Genomic DNA, 18,531 nt, shown 5'->3' on the forward strand with positions numbered 1-18,531 from the left:
GACTAATGACTGATGACTAATTACTTTTTACGGCATTCCGATCGCAATCAAAGCATCTTCCGGCATACAGGTAGAGTAACGCTCCCCTTCCGATAAAACTGCAATCAGCCTCACCTGCCAGTCTGGCATAATCTGTAAATCCGCCCAGGGCACTGCTATCTCCAAACATTTATCCAATCCCACTTGGGCCCGGCTGAGGCGGGGCTGCCACTCATCGCCCTCTCCTGCTTCGTGAAACGCAATCGATTTCGTCAGCAAATTAATCTCTAACTGATGGTGGAATCGGTAGTTTAGCGGTGCTTCGTCAGGTAAACCAGACAGCGGCATCAGACTGTTTTTCATCGTGCGATCGGGATAAAACCAGAACAAATTTAACTCTGGAGGGCAATCAATTCCCGGCCGCACCCCTGCCTTGAAGTCGGCGCGAATGTAAAAATTCAAGTGGTCAACCCCGTACCAAAGCCGCTGAATTGCCGAACTCCGGTGCATCGTACCCCTTGCTCCCCCAACTTCAATCCGGCCGGCTTTGTCCCAATCCTGTTCGTTGCCGATACCGTCAATTACCGGGTGAATAAAGCTCATCGGCAGGTGGTCGCCTTGAACCTCGTGCGCCTCTACTTGCCGCCGCACTTCCGGGGGTACCGGCTCGCCGAGAGCTTCGTAAATCGCCGCTACGTGTTCGCGGAATAGCTGGTCGAACATGGCATCTTGGTTCGATGTGTGGCCTTCGCCAAACCACCAGAACCAGTCGGAACCTTCGGCAGCGTAAAGCGCTTCCCAAGCTTCTGGGTTGCTTTCTTCTGTGGCCTCTGGATGGTTTGCCAGCATTTGTCTGGCGGGCCCTAATATGTCCCAAGCCCGATTTTTCGCGGGATCGCCGATCCAAGTTGTGAGGGAACCGTCCACCCAGGAACCGGTGTGCAGTTGGGCTGCGGGAATTGTTTCGGTTGCTGGGAATTTGTCGAGAAATTCCGAGACTGTAACTAATTTGATATCTGGATTGTCGCTGAGAGTTTGATAGAGGGATTCTAAGAACGGTTTGCCGTCTTGGGGATAGAATTCCCAGCAATTTTCGCCGTCTAGGGCGATCGTCACTAACCAGGGATTTTCTAAAGCTGTTTGGCCGTCGGACTGTCGGTGTTTGAGAGTTTTGCCGATCGCTTCTAAGTGCCCAACTAAATCTGATGCTGCTTTTTTCGGTTCCATCGAACCGTAAGTAAACCCGATCAAGTCGGACAATCTGTGGTCTCTAAATACTATGGCTAAATCGCCGTCAGGAGTTTCTAAACGGTAAGGGCGATATAACAATTCTGGTTCGCTGACATTCCCTGCCGCGTCGCGGTTAAAAAAGTGTTTAATTGTCCACCCCAATACTGCTTCGTCCGAGACTATCCATTTAAAGCCTTGTTTGGCAATGTAGGGCAAAATTTCCGGGCTGACTGCTTGTTCCGACGGCCACAAACCGCGCGGTTGGCAATCAAACCTGTCTTCATACATTTCCCAGGCTTTTCTCAGGTGTCGGGGAATATCTTCTTCCCACTGAAACCGGTGTTGTGGCAGCGTCATGTTTGGAATGGCTATGCGGCCGCCGTTGGTGTCGGCAAGCAGCGGTAAAATCGGGTGTGTGTAGGGGGTTGTGGAGACTTCCAACTGTCCCTCAGCTTGCATTTTACGGTGCTGGGGAATGATGCGGGCGAGGATTTCTTTTTGTTTTGAGTAGATGTTTTTTCGATCGGCCAAACTAAAATTTTGTCCTTGTTTGAGCCACCCTGCTATCTCAGGGTCGTCCCAAAACATCGGGTCAATCCAAGCTAAATTGTGCCACGCCAGCAAGTCGCTAAAATCCTGCAATTTCCAGTTTGCCAAACACCACTGAATGCCTTTTTCCTGCCGCTGAGTGTAGAGTCGATCGTAGCGGGGATGCGACTGAATCAGAGTGTGGTAATTGGCGTCAAAAAAGTGTTCTAAAATAAACTCTTGTTCTTCGATCTTTAAAGTTTCTGCTGGCTTTAAAGTTACCGCCAAGTAAGGGTCTAATGCTCTGTCTGCGATGCAGTCTTCTATCTGCAAAATCAAGGACGGAACCAGGTTTACCGTTTGATGCAGTTTGGGATATTTTGCCAGAAGGAGAACTAAATCCAAGTAGTCTTTGACTCCGTGCAAGCGCACCCAAGGCAGTCGGTACTGAGATGCTGCTGTGCTAGCTGATACTCGGGATTTGTACAGCGGTTGGTGTTGGTGCCAAATGAAGGCTACATAAAGAGGGTGAGACATTGAATTGTGTAATTGGTAATTGGTAATTGGTAATTGGTAATTGGTAATTGGTAATTGAATTTGGTAATTGGTAATTGAATTTGGTAATTGGTAACAGTCAACTGGTAATTGGTAACAGTCAACTGTCAACCGTCAACTGCCAACTGCCAATTACCAACTGACTAATTACATTACCTGTTCGACTTCGGCAATTTCTGGGATGGCCTCGCGCAGGCGGCGTTCAATACCCATTCTCAGAGTCATTGTGGAACTGGGGCAAGAGCCGCAAGCTCCTTGCAGTCTCAGGTGTACGACTGGGCCGTCGATTTCTACGAGCTCGACGTTGCCGCCATCTGATATCAGGTAGGGCCGCATTTCATCGAGAACTGTTTCGACGTTATCTTTCGTTAGTGCTAGTGTCATATTTCGCCTCTGTGATGATTTCTTGCAGTTGATTTTGTTCGATTTGACTCAAGGGCAGCATTCTCAACCGCGCAGGATTTAAGCAACCGGGTTTCTTGAAAAAAGACTTGCGCACTCGGGTGAGCTGGCCGCAGGAAACCCGGTTTCTGTCACGCTGATGCTAGATCTGAATTCGGTCTCTGGTTCGATCGTAGCGTTACTTGCTGCCAAATCAAGTTGATTCTGATACGTTATCCAAAAAAAACCCGTTTTATTTAAGAAATCCGGTTTTTTGGTTAGCGCTACACTACTGCTGGTTCTAGCAGTTTGACGTTGGAGTAGTTGAACTCGGTTGTTGTCAGTTGACCTTTTTCTTTCGATCGAACTACTTGCTTTGTCATGACATAATAGTCGCCTATCTTGTCAAAGGTATCTTCAAATTCGAGTTCTCTGATGATTTCGTCTGTTTGGGGGTTGCGGAAAACGGCATCGTAGTGAGTCGCCAAAGAACCTTCGGGTGTTTCTAAGCTTTTGTGCGTGTCAATTACGAAAGCCATGCGGCCCATCACCCGGCTGACTTGACAAATTGAAAGACCTCGGATTTTATAGTTAGAACCCATTGAGTCGCCTTGCACTAAAATATCCACAGCGTCGGTGCTGTCTTTCTCGCCCAAGGTGAAGCTATTTTTGCCGTGAGATTTTTCAAATGTCGAGCGTTTGCGGTGGGTGACAATATCGCGCATTTGGGTGTAGACGCTTTGCTGCACTTCCTCGTCTTCAATGCCGGTGACTTCCACGCTCATGTCGGGTTTGATGGAAACATGACCCGTGTATACTTCCTCGCCCTGTTTGAGTTCAATATCGGCACTGTAACCGGGAAAATTAGCATCCCAGGTATAGCGGTGTTCGTAAGCAGCGCGAAACAAATCGCGAGCGTTGGCTTGCTCTGTCATAAATCCCTCTTTCTCTTGACACCCATCTAGTTTAGCTTAACCGCGAGAAGCCCCACATTCACTGGATAGGGGAGTTACCCGCACTCCTGGCCGCTTCTTGAGCGTGCTGCTGGGCTGGCAATTCGATCGCAACGCCGAATTTACTTTCTCTATCGGTTGCTACGATCTGAAAATAAAATCACAAAATGGCTGGTTATTGAGATCGCGATCGGTCGATCGCCAGACAGCAGTCTTAGTTATCGGTTATTTTGAAAAAACTTGTGTCCGCTTTTTAGGGGTTGCACCTGTGGCAACTCTCAGATTCCCCCATTAATAAAATGCTAGAAACAGTCTACAAACATTTAGAAACATTGCAGAAACAAGCTAGCGAATTGCCACCACCGCAACAGGCAATTTTAAAAAAAACTCTGGAAAAATTATCAAATTCTTTGCAGAAAATAGCAGCCAGCAGCCTGTTTGAAAGCGCGAGATATAACGAAGCAAAGCTGGTTGAAATTGAAAAAAATAATCGCCTCTTGGAACGCACTGTCGCCCAGCAAGCATCGCAAATCAGACAGCTACAGGAGCAGTTGGCAAAACAAATCAGCCAGTACCGCAGGGACAATCAAGGATTAATTAAAAGCGAAGCAAAACTGCAAGCTCTGCTGCGCAATTCTCCGGATCTAATTAGTATTGTCGGCTCCGACGGGCGAGTTCGATACCACAGCGGAGCTTTACAGCGGCTTTTGGGTTACAACCTAGAAGAAAGAATTGGCAATTTTCACGGCGAGTTAATCCATCCAGACGATTTACTGGCTTGGCAGGCGTATTTTGGCAATTTGTTAGAAGCTCCCGCAATTGCTGGACCGATCGAATATCGGATACGCCACGCTGACGGTTATTGGCTCTACATCGAGTCGATAGGTAACAGTTTGGTTTCCGATTCTAGCGTGCAGGGAGTTATAATTAATTCGCGGGAAATAGGGGAACGCAAGCAAGCAGAAATGGCAGTCCGGGAGTCGGAACTGCACTACAGAGTTATGTCGCAAATTACTTCGGATTTTGCCTATTCTTTTAAGGGACTGCCAGACGGCAAGTTCGCCTGCGAGTGGGCGACAGAAGCTTTTGAGCGCTGCGCCGGTCTCGTTCCTGAAGAATTAGAATCGTTTGGTTGGTGGAACTCCGAGATCGTTCATCCCGACGACCGGGAAATATTAATTAAACAATTAGAATGCTGTAGTTTCAGCCGCACGGGAGCCAACGAGTATCGCATTATTAATCAAAAAGGCGAGGTGCGCTGGGTGCGGGACTACTGGCAAGTGGTGTGGGACAAAACTGCTGAACGGGTTGTCCGTTTGTGGGGCGCTTGTCAGGAAATTACCGATCGCAAGCAAGTAGAATTGAAACTGCAACTCGTTAACCAAGTTTTGCAAGCGCAGATAGCATCGGCGCCGCTGGCGATTAACTGTACCAGCAATGACGGCAATACCATTGTTTGGAACCGCGCCGCCGAAATTTTTTTTGGCTGGACTGCGGCTGAGGTTTTAGGGAAACCTTTACCGAATATTCCTGGAGGCCAAAAGCAAGATTTTTACGCGCTGCTGAAGTCTGCGTCTAATGGCCAACCGCACAACGGTGTGGAAGTATCTTTGTTGAAAAAAGATGGTAGCTCGATCGATGTTTGGTTTTGGACCGCTCCCGTGCGAGATGCGGGCGGTCAGACTGTCGGCAGTATCAACATATTTTCCGATCTTTCAGAACGCAAGCGCATAGAGGAAGAGCGCCAAAAATTAGCAGCGATGAAAGATATCGAGGAACCTTTTTGGGCGCGCTATGTCAGCCCTCCAAAAACTCCTAAAAAAAAGGGCGAACGCTAATCTTATCAAGCACAAGTTAAGAGCATGGAAAGTGTGAAACTGCAATCTTTTGCTGGCGATATCATTTCCGGTAAAATAACCTATTCGATGGCAGTAGATCGAGCGCACATAATATGATAAATACACCTGGTTGCTAGGTGTAGTAGTTGGTCTCCTGCGCTGTATAAAACTCTAATTACCTAAAAATAATAGATTAACCAGCTACGGAATTTATTGAAGGAATCTATCGATAAAGTGTCCGATTTGTCAGGCGGAAGACTTGTCTGCACGGTAAATATTCGACTTTTTGAATACGCCGCTCGAATCTTTACTGGTTCTCAGATTTCTCCTGGCTCCTGAAAGCGGCTAACTCTCCGTGAGTCTGGCAAGCTTCACTTAACTCAATGTAATCTAAGATATTGGAAATTACCTTAGAAAGGTGGATAGCCGAACGGTGAGCTTCTTGGATAAAATCTCTCTCCTCGATCGGATCGTCAGCTTGATCGTCTATGGTTAGTTGTAGATAGCCGATGATGTGATTTAGGGGAGTGCGCAGCTCGTGGGACGCCTTCAACAAAAATTGCTTTTTGATCTCGGATAGTCCTTGTACTCGCTTGCTGCGCTCTTGGTAGAGGGTGGCGAGGGCGATCGCACTTCCTACTTGATCGGCAAGTTCTTGTGCAAATTCGATTTGGCATTGAGTCCAAGGTCGATCGGTCTTACCCTTCCGCGACGATCGGCCCTGGCACCGATGCAAGCTAATTATGCCGTTAGGTTGGTCTTGATAAGCGGTAGCCAGCACTAGCAGCGACTGCGGCCCAAAATGGTCATTGGCTGCAAAGGACTCTACTACCACCGGTTCGAGGGTGGCTAGAGCTTGAATGAAATGAGGTGTTGCTGTGAGCGAGATTTCCATTCCCAGCATGGGTAAAAATGGTTCTTGGCAGTATTCAGCAGCTACTTTGACTTGCAGGCTAGAACTTTCATAAGGACAAATGATGCAGCGGCTGACGCCTAGTGTTTCTCCCAGACTGTTAACTGTTTGCTGCCAGATGGTATCAAGATCCAAGGTTCGACGAATCTTTCTGCCAATTTGGAGTAAAAGTTTTTGCGATTGAGCTGATATTTGCTGATTCATAGCAACCCTTGTTCTACTACACTGGCAAAAGTGTACCACTGGGCCAACAGAGCAGGAATTTACCGAATTTACCAGCCTGTCGCTGTCCGATTTAGGAATTACGTAATTATACTTAAATCTTGCCACAAGCCGTCAAACATTACTAAGTAGTTTCGGTGTCTTTACAAGATCTTTATGATTTTTACAGAGAACAGAGAGTATCCAGTATTCTAAATAATCCTTTACTTTAGGGGTTTGAGAAGCTGAATCTGTGATGCAAGCTGGGATTAAGTTCTTGTAAAGTTGGCGGTTTACGGGGGTTTACTCGGAGGTGTTAGCTCCCAGCGGACAGATAAAGATCGGCTTTGTTATCCGTACCCCCGGATTCCATTGATGCGAATTCTGGGTAGGGCCCGGAAGCGGCGGGGGCGATCGATCTGATTTCCAACATCCCAAGGAGGGAGCTTGGCGACGGAGAAAAGTTAAAATTGATACACTGGCGATCGAACTGTTTGGGTAGGATAATTACTAATTATCGATGACCTTTATTCACGAAATGGAACTCGCGGATACACGAATCTAGCAATTCTTCAGGCAATTTTTAAGTGAGTGAGGTACAGTTGGGTAATTGCTAATTGCTAATTGCTAATTGGTAAGAAAGCTGGCGAGTACCGCACGAAAGTTGAGAACTGGTATAGCTGTTTTTTTCCTGATTCCTGATTCCTAATTCCCTCTTGCTGACTCCTGATTACTTCAAAGTCCCGACGATCGATTACCGATGATTGATTACCAGTGATTAATTTTTCAATAGTGGTTCTTGATAAAGCGGCACAGTAAAAGTAACAGTCGATCCCAGTCCTTCCCCCATACTGTAAAAATTTACTGTACCCCCCATTGCTTCTACCAGTTTTTGAGAAATAGCCAATCCCAAACCGGTGCCGCCGTATTGCCTGGTACGATCGCCGTCCACCTGAAAAAACGACTCAAATAATTTATCTTGCTTGTCGAGAGAAACCCCAATGCCAGTATCAGCGACTCGAATTTTTACCATTCCGGGGAACTGCTGGTTGTCAACAGTCACCTTTTTCTTAATAACTTCGGCACTGATGCGAATTCCCCCTTCCCCGGTAAATTTAATTGCATTGCCCGTTAGGTTCAAGATTACTTGAAGCAGGCGTTGGTAGTTGCCATATACAATAATCTCGTCTTCCACAGCGGGTTTTTGGATTTGAAATTGCAATCGCTTTTGCTCGACTTGAACCCGTGTGAAATTCTCAACTTGTTGCAAGAGTTCGCCGAGTTGGACGGGAGCGAGGTCTAACTCCATTTTGCCAGCTTCGATTTTAGCGACATCCAAAATATCGTTAATAACATTGAACAAATGTACTGCCGAGCGGTAAGCTTCTTCGATAAATTGGTGCGCTTCTTCGGGGTCATCTGCCATGCCGTCCACAAGCAGTTTCAGGAAACCGAGGATGCCGTTGAGGGGGGTGCGGAGTTCGTGAGAAGTATTGGCAAGAAATTGACTTTTAAGTTGGGAAAGAGCTACGGCTTCGGCGCGGGCCTGTTCTAATTCTTGGTAAAGTGTAGCGTGGGCGATCGCACTGCCGACTTGAGCGACTAACTCGCGGGCGAATTCGAGTTCGACAGGACTCCATTTCGGGGAACTGCCGCAGCGGTGCAAACATATCAGTGCATTGGGTTGGTCTTCATGGGAAGTAGCTGCTACGAGCACGGAATGACGGTGGAAGGGATCGGCGAGGGGGGAGGCGTAATCTACTGCTACTGGCTTTAGGGTGGCTAAAGTTTGAATCCACCCCTGCTGTTCCGCTGCGCGCAGTTCTAATCCCAGCATAGAAGAGTAAGGTTCTTGGCGGTACTCAGCTACTACTTTAAAAGTTTTCGATTGGAGATTTTCGATTTGAGCTGGGGAAAGCGGGGGCGAGCGGTCGCTGGCAATTGAGTGTTGTAATTCGGCTGCTGCGGCTGAATAATTTTGTTGCTTTTCCGAGGCTAGGAACGGGGAGGATTCGAGATTTTCGCTGTCTTTTGTGTAGGAACAGATGATGCAGCGACTCGCGTTCAAGACTTGACCCAAACTGTTAACAGTTTGCTGCCAAATTGTCTCTAGGTCGAGGGTTTTATGCAGGTTTTGAGCGATTTGGGAGATGGTTTTGCGGTCGATTTCCGAGTACGGAGGGAGCGATCGACCGGGGATGCGGCTCGCGGAAAGCATCATTTGTCGGTGGGCGTCCGAGGGGGATGGCAAAGCTCGATAGAGCATGAATTCTGGTGAATCTGGCGGTCTGTCTGTGGGTTTGTCAGACAGCAGCCTTCCCATAACTAAGACTTTTGCAGCTTTGCCGTTTGAGTCGATCGCCGGAGTGAGTGTCAAATCGAAGAGAAAATATTGTCCGGCGTGGGAAAATGGATAGCTGAAGCGTTGCGGTACGAGGGTTTCAAGCGCCCGCCGCAGGATATCGAGATAAGGCTCAGGGGCGATGGGTTGCAGGGTTTCGCTGAGGGGGCGATCGACAATTTGTTCTGCTGTGAGGTTGTACTGCTCGGCTTTTTGCCAGTAAAAAGATAGATATCGACCAGAGGCGTCTTGGGTAAATACTAATTCTGCCCCTAACTCTTGAAAAAAGGCTGTAGAGGCGAGGCTCGATCGCCGGAAATCTGTGTTAGAGTCCATCAGAGTAGAGGATGAAAGTAGTTCTGATTTTGGAGTCGTGAGTTTTTAATTAAAAACTCACGACTCCAAATTGTTTTGGGCTTCGACCGTTAAGTTGTGAGTTATTAATCTACTAAAAAGTTGTTGACTTTTTAATTAAAAATTAACCTATCAAAACTCACAAATCGCAACAATTTTATGCTTCTACCATTGATTTTTTAGCAATCAATGAAATCAAAAAAAATTGATTATTTAATTCTGAACTTAACTCAAAGCTCAAAACTCTTTGTTGTCAGCCGTTTTGGGTAATTAAAAAATAACAATTAAGATTTAGGAGTTAGGAATCTGCACCGATTAACGATCGAGTTTGAAAATTACGCCAAAATCTAAGGCTGCAAACAACTCTAGTCGGGGACTGGATCGCGCATTTTTTCCGTCACCTTGAAGAGTTACGAGGTTGTGAGTTAGCGCAGTTCGCTCCGAACAACCTGTAGCTTTCGCGGCGAAATCTGCCGGAGATCGCCTGCGCGATCTAAATTTTACAGCCCGCAGATTTGCGCGCGCCGTCTGGGGCAAGAGAAGCTCAGTCGTTCCACTCGCCGCGCGGCGGGACTGGGGGGTTGCGGCGCAAATTCAGAGCCAGCTCGTCTTCGCGGCGCTCGCCTCTGAGCCACTGCTTGATTGCTGTTTCAATGACTTTGCTGGGGTCATTCGTCAAGTGCTTAATTTGGTCTAGCAGTTCAGGATCGATATGGATGGACAGTTCGACTTTTTCTGAGGAACTGTGGGATGGTATTCTTGATTCGCTCATAGTTAAAAAATCCTAGTTTTAATTCTTAAGTTTCAATTCTTTTGATGACAACCGACTGGACTAGATATTTGAAGTCCCTGATTTGCACCCAACCTTTCCTCAACCGCTTAACCGCTTTCTGTACAATGAGAGAGAGAAAAGTTTTTTCCTTTTGGGTGTCCGGGCTCGGTCGGACACTTGAAAGGGTAATAACTGATACTCTTGAGGTTTGCCTCAGTTGTGGTTTGATCTCAATCCCAGTAAGAGGTGGAAGTAAGCACTCTACTCTTGCTTGTGTAATCATACAACAAAAAGTATCCTTTGCCGATTAGCTCTTTGACAAAAAACATGACTAACGTCCCTGTATCTCGCATTCGCAATTTTTCGATTATTGCTCACATCGACCACGGAAAATCCACCTTGGCCGATCGCCTGTTGCAGGCGACTGGGACTGTGCAGCCACGGGAGATGAAGGAGCAGTTTTTAGACAATATGGATATCGAGCGCGAACGCGGCATTACGATTAAGCTGCAGGCGGCTCGGATGAATTACACTGCCAAGGACGGTCAGGAGTACGTACTCAATCTGATCGACACTCCCGGACACGTGGACTTTTCTTACGAGGTGTCGCGATCGCTCGCTGCTTGCGAAGGGGCGCTGCTGGTGGTAGACGCATCTCAAGGCGTGGAAGCACAAACCCTGGCAAATGTCTACCTTGCCTTGGGAAACAATTTGGAAATTATTCCTGTTTTAAATAAAATTGACCTGCCGGGGGCAGAACCGGAACGGGTAAAAGGGGAAATTGAAGAAATTATCGGTCTGGACTGTAGCGGGGCGATTGAGGCTTCGGCTAAGGAAGGAATTGGTATAAATGAGATTTTGGAGTCGATCGTCGAATTGGTGCCGCCACCGCAGGATACTGTTGACAAACCGCTGCGGGCGCTAATTTTTGACAGTTATTACGACGCTTATCGCGGGGTAATTGTGTATTTCCGCGTGATGGACGGAAGTGTCAAAAAGGGCGATCGAGTTTTGTTGATGGTTTCGGGTAAGGAATATGTCATCGATGAATTGGGCATCCTTTCACCGACTCAAGTTCCAGTAGACGAACTGCACGCGGGGGAAGTTGGTTATCTGGGCGCGGCAATTAAAGCGGTAGCTGATGCTCGCGTCGGCGATACGATTACTTTGGTCAAAAAGCCTGCATCGGAGCCTTGGCCGGGTTATACAGAGGCAAAGCCGATGGTTTTTTGCGGCTTGTTCCCGATCGATGCTGACCAATTTCCAGATTTGCGGGAAGCTTTAGAAAAACTCGAACTCAACGATGCGGCGCTTTCTTACGAACCGGAAACTTCGAGTGCGATGGGATTTGGTTTCCGCTGCGGTTTCTTGGGTTTGCTGCACATGGAAATTGTGCAAGAACGACTGGAGAGAGAATACAATTTGGATTTAATTGTTACGGCTCCTTCTGTGGTTTATCAAGTCACAACAATTAAAGGAGAACTCTTAACAATTGACAATCCCAGCCACTTGCCTGATCCTCAGTATCGCGAGAAAATTGAGGAACCTTATGTGCGGGTAGAAATGCTGTCGCCGGAAACTTATGTGGGCGCGCTGATGGAACTGTCTCAAAGTCGGCGGGGCATTTTTATGGATATGAAGTATCTGAGTCAAGGCAGAACTACGCTAGTTTACGAGTTGCCTTTGGCGGAGGTGGTGACGGACTTTTTTGACCAGATGAAATCGCGATCGCGCGGTTATGCGAGCATGGAGTATCACATAATTGGCTACCGCGAAAATCCGTTGGTGAAATTGGACATTTTAATTAATGGCGATCCGGTTGACGCTTTGGCGATGATCGTACACCGCGATAAGGCTTATAATGTGGGCCGCGGGTTGACGGAAAAACTCAAGGAGTTGATTCCCCGCCACCAGTTTAAGGTGCCGATTCAAGCGACAATTGGCGCTAAGGTGATTGCTTCGGAACACATTCCGGCTTTGCGGAAAGATGTGTTGGCGAAGTGTTACGGCGGTGATATTTCGCGGAAGAAAAAGTTGCTGCAAAAGCAGGCGAAGGGTAAGAAGCGGATGAAGTCTGTGGGTACTGTGGATGTGCCGCAAGAGGCTTTTATGGCTGTGCTGAAGCTCGATCGGGATTCGTAATCTGTGTGGCTTTTTGTCAGGAACAGGGATCTTGCCTGTTCCACAAAGAGTCTGTTTTTTTGTCGGTTCTAGGAACAGGCTTTCCGGTCTGTTCCACAAATGGGGTTCTAGGAACAGGCTTTCCGGCCTATTCTACCTTTTGCAGATTAAGGGCGATCGCTCTTGACCAAAGAAATTGGTTGAGCTAAACTAAAACTTAGTTTAAATTGCGTATAGTAGATGCACATAATCAGCTACAAACGGGTGCGTGAATACAGCGAAACTCATGCTGATTGCGGGGAAGCTTTGGATAACTGGTTTAAAATTGCTAGCAAGGCTAAATGGTCTAATTTAATTGAGGTACAATCTGTTTTTCCTAAAGCCGAAGCTGTTGGAGGGTTTACAGTTTTTAATATCAAAGGTAATAATTATCGATTAATCGTTAGTATGGATTATGAAAGCCAATTAATTTATATCAAATATATTCTCACCCATGCTGAGTATGATAAGGAGAAATGGAAAAATGACCCTTACTTTTAATCCAGATAAATACAAAGAGTTATTGTCTCTGTATCAACCTAAAATCATTAGAAATGAAGCGGATAATGAGAAGGCTCTGGCTATGGTGGAAGAGTTAATGCACCGGGGCGATCGCACTCCTGAAGAAGACGAGTTATATGAATTGCTAATTGCATTAATTGAAAAATTTGAGCAAGAATACTATGCACCAGGACTCACAGCAACGCCTCATTCAATATTGCTGTTTTTGATAGAACAAAGAGAGTTACAGCCTGCGGATTTGGTGGGAGTGATTGGCTCTGAAAAAAGAGTGTATGAAGTGGTTAACGGCGATCGAGATATTGGTAAAGAGCTGGCATTGATTCTGGGAAGTTTTTTTCATGTAGAGCCGAGTTTGTTCTGTAATTAAGGGAAGTGAGATTAAGGGCGATTCCCGACGGTATAGCTACGCTTCACGGAGTTTTGGAGATGAAGGGCGATCGCACTGTGGCATAATACAGTTTAGTTTTCAGAGCCCGAATTTCTCAAATAGAATTAGGAACAATATGACAGCGCAATAATGCGCCGATAAAGTTCTAAGACTTCTGTTAAAGTTAGATACCGCATTACGCGAGCTTTTGGTAAAGTTCAGCATTCTTTTTGAGGACGTATTCCATAGCATTTTGGAAGGATGTTTCTGGTGGTGCGAGCAAGTTTTCAGCACCCGCAAGCAGTAATGCTTCTAGGGAAACGCCGAGGCGGTTGGCGGTTTCTTGGAGCTTGTGCAGGCGATCGTCTGGAATTGTGATGGTAATGGTTTGCATTCTGTTTGTGGCTGTGACGATACTCTGAGTTTAGCACGTCAACTGTCTGAGCAGGAGTTAGGGTTTTTAAAAGAGCGATCGCACTTTTGGACAGGTCGGGCGATCGCCTTTTTGCAAATAAACTATCAGAAATTACTCATTATCATCATCATCATCATCTTGAACTACCTTACTACCTAAAATTCCGAAAATCGCACCCACACCCATATTCCAAGTGCGATTGCAATTCTCGAAAATGCGTTCTCGTTGGGGAGATAGCTGAACTTCTGTACTAATCCAAAAAGACATCCCTCCAGAAAAAAAGGTAATACAGACAACAGTTGCGAAGACGTACTCGAAAGGAGAGAGAGATTTAGGAGAAGTGTTTTTAGGAGTCATTTTAGGAGATTTAGGTTTAGCAGGTGTCATATTTGGTTGAGCTTTCATAATTGCTACCTTTTGATTGGTGATGTTTTAATCATAAAGGGCAAAACCTTGAAAGCCAAGGTGTGTATGGGTTTCAAATACTATGAGTTTGATATGCGTTTAGGATGCGTTTGGTTGGCGATCGCTCGCTATAATACTTAAAAGGTCTGTAATTTAGGTATGCCACAACCAACGCTCACAGCATCTAAGGCCGGAATCGCAAAAGCAACAATTGCTCTCACAGGCAAAAGCTGGAGTCGCGAAGACTTAGCCGATTACGTCGTGGTGGAAGGCAAAACTCTCCAGAAAAGCATTAGTCTTCAAACAGTTAATAATTTTTTCACCGGCAACAGAGTCAAACGCCAGTATTTTGTTGGAATTTGCAAGGCTTTAGGATTGGATTGGCAAGAAATTAAAAAGCTTAATACAACTACATCGCCCCAAACATCCTTACCAAATGACAATCCAATAGCAGAATTAGAACAGCTAAATATCAACCATAATAATCCCTTTATTCCCCAGCATGGCAAGATAGACGATCCGCGATTTTTCTTTGGCAGAGAAAGGGAAATTCGGTGGGTGTTCCAGACGCTGAATTGTGGCAGTAGCGTAGCAATCATTGGTGAAAGAGCGATCGGCAAAAGTTCTGTGCTACAAGCCATTTACCGAGAAGCACCACATCAACTCCATCATCCGCGCCAACCCATTTACCTCGATTTAAAAAATGTTTGCGATGAAAATGACTTTTACGGTGCTTTATGCCACAAAGCGGGTATCGAGACAGTGAAGGGATATTTACTAGAACGGGCTTTAGAATCGCACCGATTGCTGTTGCTTTTAGATGAAGTCGAGAAAATGACCTGGGATGGATTTACTAACCAAGTACGCGGCCAATTGCGGGGTTTGGCGGAGGGAAATAACGCACCTTTGCGTCTAGTTGTCGCCGCCTGCACCTCTCTGGATACGCTGTTTCCTGACAGTCAAGACAAAAATATGACATCTCCTTTTAAAGGAATTTGCATTGAGGAAACTCTGAAGCAATGGGATGAAAAAATCTGCCGTGAATTTATTGCTAGTCGCCTCCACGCTGAATGGTTAATACTTGTTGCCAAACCCGTGACTTTTACTGAGGCAGAAATTGCGGGGTTAATTGCTGAAAGTGGCGGCTATCCTCAGAAATTGATGCAGTTGTGCTATCAAACTTATGCTCGTTATATCAACTAGGACTTACAGATCGGGGCCCAGAAACCGGGTTTTTTACGATAATATTTCGTTGGCGCATCGCAAATTCGGTAAAAAACCCGGTTTCTCACCACCCGTGCGTAAGTCCTGTTTATTCATTCCCACCTATTTATGAGTCAAAACGATCGCCCTGTTCTTCGGTTAGATTTAGCTCCCAAACTGAAGCGTCCTCTTTGTTTGTGGAATCCTTTAGATTACCTGCGATTGTTATATTGGGTGTTTTTATTTCCTCAAGCTTTGCGGTGGTATGAGTCTACCTTTGGGGGGGAATCTAATTTAAAATACGCCACAACCTGGCGAGAAAAGTGGGAGTGGTTACGTCACAATTCAGTCCAGCGTCAGTTAATTTTGCAAGCCTTGGTGTTAATCATTGTTATGCCAATCGGCTTGAATAGACTTTTGGAGGAAATAGGTATTATTTCTATTGATTTGGACGTGGCGTCCGCCCTGGGGTTGGGCGTGATGTTCGGGGTGGTGTTAGTGGGGTCAGTCCTGTTGTTCGGGGTGGGGTTAGGCGTGGCGTGTGGGGTGGTGTTCGTGGGGTCAGTCCTGGCATCAGCCCTGACGTCAGGCGTGGCGTCAGCCGTGGGGTTTGGCGTGGGGTTAGGCGTGGAGTCAGTCATGCTAGTTCTGAGGTCAGGTGTTGGGTTTGGCGTGGCGTTTGACGTGGGGCTAAGCGTGGCGTTTGGCGTGGCGTTTGGCGTGGCGTGGGCCGTGGCGTGGGCCGTGGCGTGGGCCGTGGGGTGGGACGTGCCGTCAGCCCTGGAGTGGGGCGTGCCGTCAGCCGTGGCGATCGGCTTGGCGATCGGTTTGGCGATCGGCGTGGCGATTGCACGTCCGGAAAATTGGCTTTTCGCTTTACCGTTTACCCTACTCCAGCGTCAACAGCAAAATAGACAATTTCCTCACATTACACCACTTCCCCTTCCCTACCTGTCTTCTCAAATAGCTAATTGGCTGAGCCGGGATTGGGAAACTGGATTGCACAACATTAACCAATTACTAGGATTTACCCTTCAGTTTATCCCTGTTGTTAAAGCTGTAAATCGCGCGCTAGCAGAGACACCAAAAGACCAACTTATCGATCGCGTCGCTCAATTATCAGAAAATCCTTATGATTGGGATTTGGTGCGTTTTGCCTCAGTTTCTCTCAGTGAAGTAATGAAGTCACAAGCAGTAGAAGGTCTGTTCTTAAACCTACCTTATCCACAACAAATTCAAGCTCGTTTTCAAACAGAAATTCGTTTAAATACTCCTGCCCACGCCTCTGCCGCTGGTTTCTGGTATCTCCACGAGCAAAAACCAGACAAAGCCACAGAAGCTTTCGCTGTAGTGCGAGATCTGCTTTATGGAGAGGAGATGTTTACCTTAGCGGAGATTCTCACAGATTTTCACCAAACAGCAGAACTAGCCGAGATTGCTTCCCTGAAGCTGCCTGCTTCCCCAAATCCACCTCTGCTGCGTGAGACTACTTGGGAAGCAATTGCTTCTCTACGGCGGGTAATTGCCGATGTTCAACTCGTCCAGAATAGCCTATCTCGTTCTGCGCGTTCCCTTGCCCTCAACCGAGCATTAGGTGAACTTGAAACTATCCTTTATCGTCCAGATATTATACCACAATGTGAACGAAATTTAATTATTCAAACTGCCCAAAAATGGCAACAAATATTACTGCAAGTGACCGGGAAAATCGGAGATATTTCGATTACTCAACCAGTCAGTATCCCCTATATAATTGGCGATCCAGTCCAAGGCAAGCTATTTGTCGGCCGCGAAGACATCATCAGACACCTAGAGGAGTTGTGGGTAAAAGGCAATCCGCTTCAATCTGTTGCTCTCTACGGTCATCGGCGGATGGGAAAAACTTCGATTTTGTTGAATGCTAGCAACTGCTTAGGCTCAAAAGTACAGGTGGCTTATGTCAATTTGCTGCGGGTAGGAGATTGCTCTCAAGGAGCCGGCGAATTGCTAATATTCATCACCGATGCCATTGCCAAAACAGTCAAGATTGCACCTCCTGCCGATCGCGATTTACTCGATTTACCCTATCTCACTTTTGGACGCTACATCGAACAAGTAATAGCAAATGTAGAAAGTGGATTGATCGTTGCTTTAGACGAGTTTGAAAAAATAGAAGAATTGATAGACGCTGGGAACATCAATCAAGATTTTATCGGTTTTTTGCGAGGGATGGTGCAAATGAGTTCTAAAGTAGCCTTTGCTTTTGCCGGATTGCACACCTTAGATGAAATGACCGAGGATTATTTCAATCCTTTTTTTGCTAGCATTATCCCCATCCGAGTAGGTTTCCTTAGTCTAGGTGCAACTCGCCAACTTTTAGCGAATCCCGATGATGATTTTCTCCTCGACTACAAACCAGAAGCCCTCGATCGCATTTATGAACTAACTCACGGTCAACCCTATCTCACGCAATTGGTAGGATTTCTGTTAGTCCGCCTCTACAACGACCAAGTATTTGAAATCGGACGCCCCCGCGATCCAATGTTTACACTAGAAGACGTAGCAACTGTCATCGATGACCCGGAATTCTTCAGCAGAGGTCGCTACTATTTTACAGGAGTTTGGGGTCAAGCAGCGCAAGGCGCATCGGGACTACAGGAGATTTTAAAAGCCTTAGCACCTCACTTAGAAGGAATGAATCTCGACAGGCTGAGTCAAGAAACAGGGATGGATGAGACAAGTTTACAGGAAGCACTAAAAACTCTCGATCGCCACGATGTGGTTCGAGAAAGTGATGGTTGCTACAGTATTACTGTCGAACTATTCCGCCGCTGGGTTCAGATGTCATGGGGAGGGAAGGAATAGTTAGTTATCCCTTTGAGTATTGGGCGGTTGAAACCAATCCTACACAAACTATCGTCCCAGCCGAGGGGGACTAAGAGAAAAGCTAGAAAATTAATATTACTATTATGCCAATTATTTACATGATTTGCGGCCCTAACGGTTCAGGTAAAAATATAGTTTTTCTGGGATTATTACCCAAATTTTTAGAAGGTTTGGGATATGTCAATCCAGATGCGCTCGCGGCCGGAATGTCCCAATTTAATCCAGAGTCAGTCGCCATCCTCGCAGGACGCTTCATAATACAAAGACTGCGAACTTTATCAGACTCTGGCACCGATTTCGCCTTCAAGACAACTTTAGCGGCTCATAACTTTGGTCGATTCTTGAGAAACTGTAAAACTAAAGGCTAGACAATCAACCTGATTTAGTTCTGGCTGCAATCTCCACAAATCCCAATTGAACAGGTGCAACCCTGAGTTGAAAGTGGCGGACATTCTATTGCCGAAATCGACATAATTTCTCTCATATTGCTTTTCACATAAATCGACCCTGGTTTTTTCAAATAAGCCCGTGAAGCGCAGCTATCCCCTA

At 46.4% G+C, this 18,531-nt stretch carries 16 protein-coding genes; 8 read left to right on the forward strand and 8 right to left on the reverse strand.

Going from position 1 to position 18,531, the window contains the following annotated elements; translation table 11 throughout:
- Positions 1–27: 27 nt before the first annotated feature.
- The 3 genes from QUA54_RS06815 to QUA54_RS06825 all read right to left on the reverse strand — a co-directional run bounded on the left by QUA54_RS06815 (position 28) and on the right by QUA54_RS06825 (position 3,608).
- A complete protein-coding gene (locus QUA54_RS06815; protein ID WP_333413929.1) occupies positions 28–2,274 on the reverse strand; it encodes a glycoside hydrolase in 2,247 nt (748 codons plus the stop codon).
- A gap of 165 nt (positions 2,275–2,439) precedes the next feature.
- A complete protein-coding gene (locus QUA54_RS06820) occupies positions 2,440–2,676 on the reverse strand; it encodes a NifU family protein (RefSeq protein WP_172191146.1) in 237 nt (78 codons plus the stop codon).
- A 281-nt stretch (positions 2,677–2,957) separates the two neighbouring features.
- Positions 2,958–3,608: a DUF3386 domain-containing protein gene (locus QUA54_RS06825; RefSeq protein WP_333413930.1), complete on the reverse strand. Its 651-nt coding sequence runs from the start codon at positions 3,606–3,608 to the stop codon at positions 2,958–2,960.
- A gap of 97 nt (positions 3,609–3,705) precedes the next feature.
- On the opposite strand from QUA54_RS06825, the gene QUA54_RS06830 reads away from it, so the two are divergent.
- On the forward strand, positions 3,706–3,921 hold the full coding sequence (locus QUA54_RS06830; RefSeq protein WP_333413931.1) for a hypothetical protein: 216 nt from the start codon (positions 3,706–3,708) through the stop codon (positions 3,919–3,921).
- Positions 3,922–3,925: 4 nt separating this feature from the next.
- A complete protein-coding gene (locus QUA54_RS06835; protein ID WP_333413932.1) occupies positions 3,926–5,464 on the forward strand; it encodes a PAS domain S-box protein in 1,539 nt (512 codons plus the stop codon).
- Between the two features lie 307 nt (positions 5,465–5,771).
- On the opposite strand, the gene QUA54_RS06840 is transcribed toward QUA54_RS06835, so the two are convergent.
- From QUA54_RS06840 to QUA54_RS06850, 3 genes are all read right to left on the reverse strand, one after another.
- Positions 5,772–6,581 (reverse strand): GAF domain-containing protein, encoded by an 810-nt coding sequence (locus QUA54_RS06840; protein WP_333413933.1) that lies wholly within the window; start codon positions 6,579–6,581, stop codon positions 5,772–5,774.
- A 775-nt stretch (positions 6,582–7,356) separates the two neighbouring features.
- Positions 7,357–9,255 carry an ATP-binding protein gene (locus tag QUA54_RS06845; RefSeq protein WP_333413934.1) on the reverse strand — a complete coding sequence of 633 codons (1,899 nt, stop codon included), beginning with the start codon at positions 9,253–9,255 and terminating at the stop codon, positions 7,357–7,359.
- A 562-nt stretch (positions 9,256–9,817) separates the two neighbouring features.
- Entirely contained in the window at positions 9,818–10,045 is a 228-nt protein-coding gene (locus tag QUA54_RS06850) for a type II toxin-antitoxin system CcdA family antitoxin (protein ID WP_172191156.1), read from the reverse strand.
- 327 nt (positions 10,046–10,372) lie between these two features.
- Between QUA54_RS06850 and lepA the strand changes: the two genes are divergently transcribed.
- The 3 genes from lepA (at position 10,373) to QUA54_RS06865 (ending at position 13,094) form a co-directional block, all read left to right on the forward strand.
- Positions 10,373–12,187: a translation elongation factor 4 gene (gene lepA / locus QUA54_RS06855; protein WP_333200249.1), complete on the forward strand. Its 1,815-nt coding sequence runs from the start codon at positions 10,373–10,375 to the stop codon at positions 12,185–12,187.
- Between the two features lie 219 nt (positions 12,188–12,406).
- The gene (locus tag QUA54_RS06860; RefSeq protein ID WP_333147832.1) at positions 12,407–12,706 is read left to right on the forward strand and encodes a type II toxin-antitoxin system HigB family toxin; all 300 of its coding nucleotides are present in this window, start codon (positions 12,407–12,409) and stop codon (positions 12,704–12,706) included.
- Positions 12,690–13,094 carry a transcriptional regulator gene (locus QUA54_RS06865; protein ID WP_333304658.1) on the forward strand — a complete coding sequence of 135 codons (405 nt, stop codon included), beginning with the start codon at positions 12,690–12,692 and terminating at the stop codon, positions 13,092–13,094. The genes QUA54_RS06860 and QUA54_RS06865 overlap by 17 nt, the downstream gene beginning before the upstream one ends.
- A gap of 196 nt (positions 13,095–13,290) precedes the next feature.
- On the opposite strand, the gene QUA54_RS06870 is transcribed toward QUA54_RS06865, so the two are convergent.
- Both QUA54_RS06870 and QUA54_RS06875 read right to left on the reverse strand, forming a co-directional pair.
- Entirely contained in the window at positions 13,291–13,488 is a 198-nt protein-coding gene (locus QUA54_RS06870; protein ID WP_333199067.1) for a DNA-binding protein, read from the reverse strand.
- Between the two features lie 132 nt (positions 13,489–13,620).
- Positions 13,621–13,914, reverse strand: a complete 294-nt coding sequence (locus QUA54_RS06875; protein ID WP_333200244.1) for a hypothetical protein — start codon at positions 13,912–13,914, stop codon at positions 13,621–13,623.
- Between the two features lie 159 nt (positions 13,915–14,073).
- Between QUA54_RS06875 and QUA54_RS06880 the strand changes: the two genes are divergently transcribed.
- From QUA54_RS06880 to QUA54_RS06890, 3 genes are all read left to right on the forward strand, one after another.
- The gene (locus tag QUA54_RS06880; RefSeq protein WP_333413935.1) at positions 14,074–15,117 is read left to right on the forward strand and encodes an ATP-binding protein; all 1,044 of its coding nucleotides are present in this window, start codon (positions 14,074–14,076) and stop codon (positions 15,115–15,117) included.
- Positions 15,118–15,246: 129 nt separating this feature from the next.
- Positions 15,247–17,961, forward strand: coding sequence for an ATP-binding protein (locus QUA54_RS06885; protein WP_333413936.1), 2,715 nt, complete (start codon positions 15,247–15,249; stop codon positions 17,959–17,961).
- A gap of 104 nt (positions 17,962–18,065) precedes the next feature.
- Positions 18,066–18,350 (forward strand): hypothetical protein, encoded by a 285-nt coding sequence (locus QUA54_RS06890; protein ID WP_333192209.1) that lies wholly within the window; start codon positions 18,066–18,068, stop codon positions 18,348–18,350.
- Positions 18,351–18,531 lie beyond the last annotated feature (181 nt).

It is taken from the genome of Microcoleus sp. MOSTC5, assembly GCF_036701825.1.
GTDB classification, from domain to species: Bacteria; Cyanobacteriota; Cyanobacteriia; order Cyanobacteriales; family Microcoleaceae; genus Microcoleus; species Microcoleus asticus.

Excerpts from the sequence above, each read along its gene's own strand:
- QUA54_RS06815 (WP_333413929.1), bottom strand. The coding sequence starts at position 2,274 with ATGTCTCACCCTCTTTATGTAGCCTTCATTTGGCACCAACACCAACCG.
- QUA54_RS06820 (WP_172191146.1), bottom strand. The coding sequence starts at position 2,676 with ATGACACTAGCACTAACGAAAGATAACGTCGAAACAGTTCTCGATGAA.
- QUA54_RS06825 (WP_333413930.1), bottom strand. The coding sequence starts at position 3,608 with ATGACAGAGCAAGCCAACGCTCGCGATTTGTTTCGCGCTGCTTACGAA.
- QUA54_RS06835 (WP_333413932.1), top strand. The coding sequence starts at position 3,926 with ATGCTAGAAACAGTCTACAAACATTTAGAAACATTGCAGAAACAAGCT.
- QUA54_RS06840 (WP_333413933.1), bottom strand. The coding sequence starts at position 6,581 with ATGAATCAGCAAATATCAGCTCAATCGCAAAAACTTTTACTCCAAATT.
- QUA54_RS06845 (WP_333413934.1), bottom strand. The coding sequence starts at position 9,255 with ATGGACTCTAACACAGATTTCCGGCGATCGAGCCTCGCCTCTACAGCC.
- QUA54_RS06850 (WP_172191156.1), bottom strand. The coding sequence starts at position 10,045 with ATGAGCGAATCAAGAATACCATCCCACAGTTCCTCAGAAAAAGTCGAA.
- lepA (WP_333200249.1), top strand. The coding sequence starts at position 10,373 with ATGACTAACGTCCCTGTATCTCGCATTCGCAATTTTTCGATTATTGCT.
- QUA54_RS06860 (WP_333147832.1), top strand. The coding sequence starts at position 12,407 with ATGCACATAATCAGCTACAAACGGGTGCGTGAATACAGCGAAACTCAT.
- QUA54_RS06865 (WP_333304658.1), top strand. The coding sequence starts at position 12,690 with ATGACCCTTACTTTTAATCCAGATAAATACAAAGAGTTATTGTCTCTG.
- QUA54_RS06870 (WP_333199067.1), bottom strand. The coding sequence starts at position 13,488 with ATGCAAACCATTACCATCACAATTCCAGACGATCGCCTGCACAAGCTC.
- QUA54_RS06875 (WP_333200244.1), bottom strand. The coding sequence starts at position 13,914 with ATGAAAGCTCAACCAAATATGACACCTGCTAAACCTAAATCTCCTAAA.
- QUA54_RS06880 (WP_333413935.1), top strand. The coding sequence starts at position 14,074 with ATGCCACAACCAACGCTCACAGCATCTAAGGCCGGAATCGCAAAAGCA.
- QUA54_RS06885 (WP_333413936.1), top strand. The coding sequence starts at position 15,247 with ATGAGTCAAAACGATCGCCCTGTTCTTCGGTTAGATTTAGCTCCCAAA.
- QUA54_RS06890 (WP_333192209.1), top strand. The coding sequence starts at position 18,066 with ATGCCAATTATTTACATGATTTGCGGCCCTAACGGTTCAGGTAAAAAT.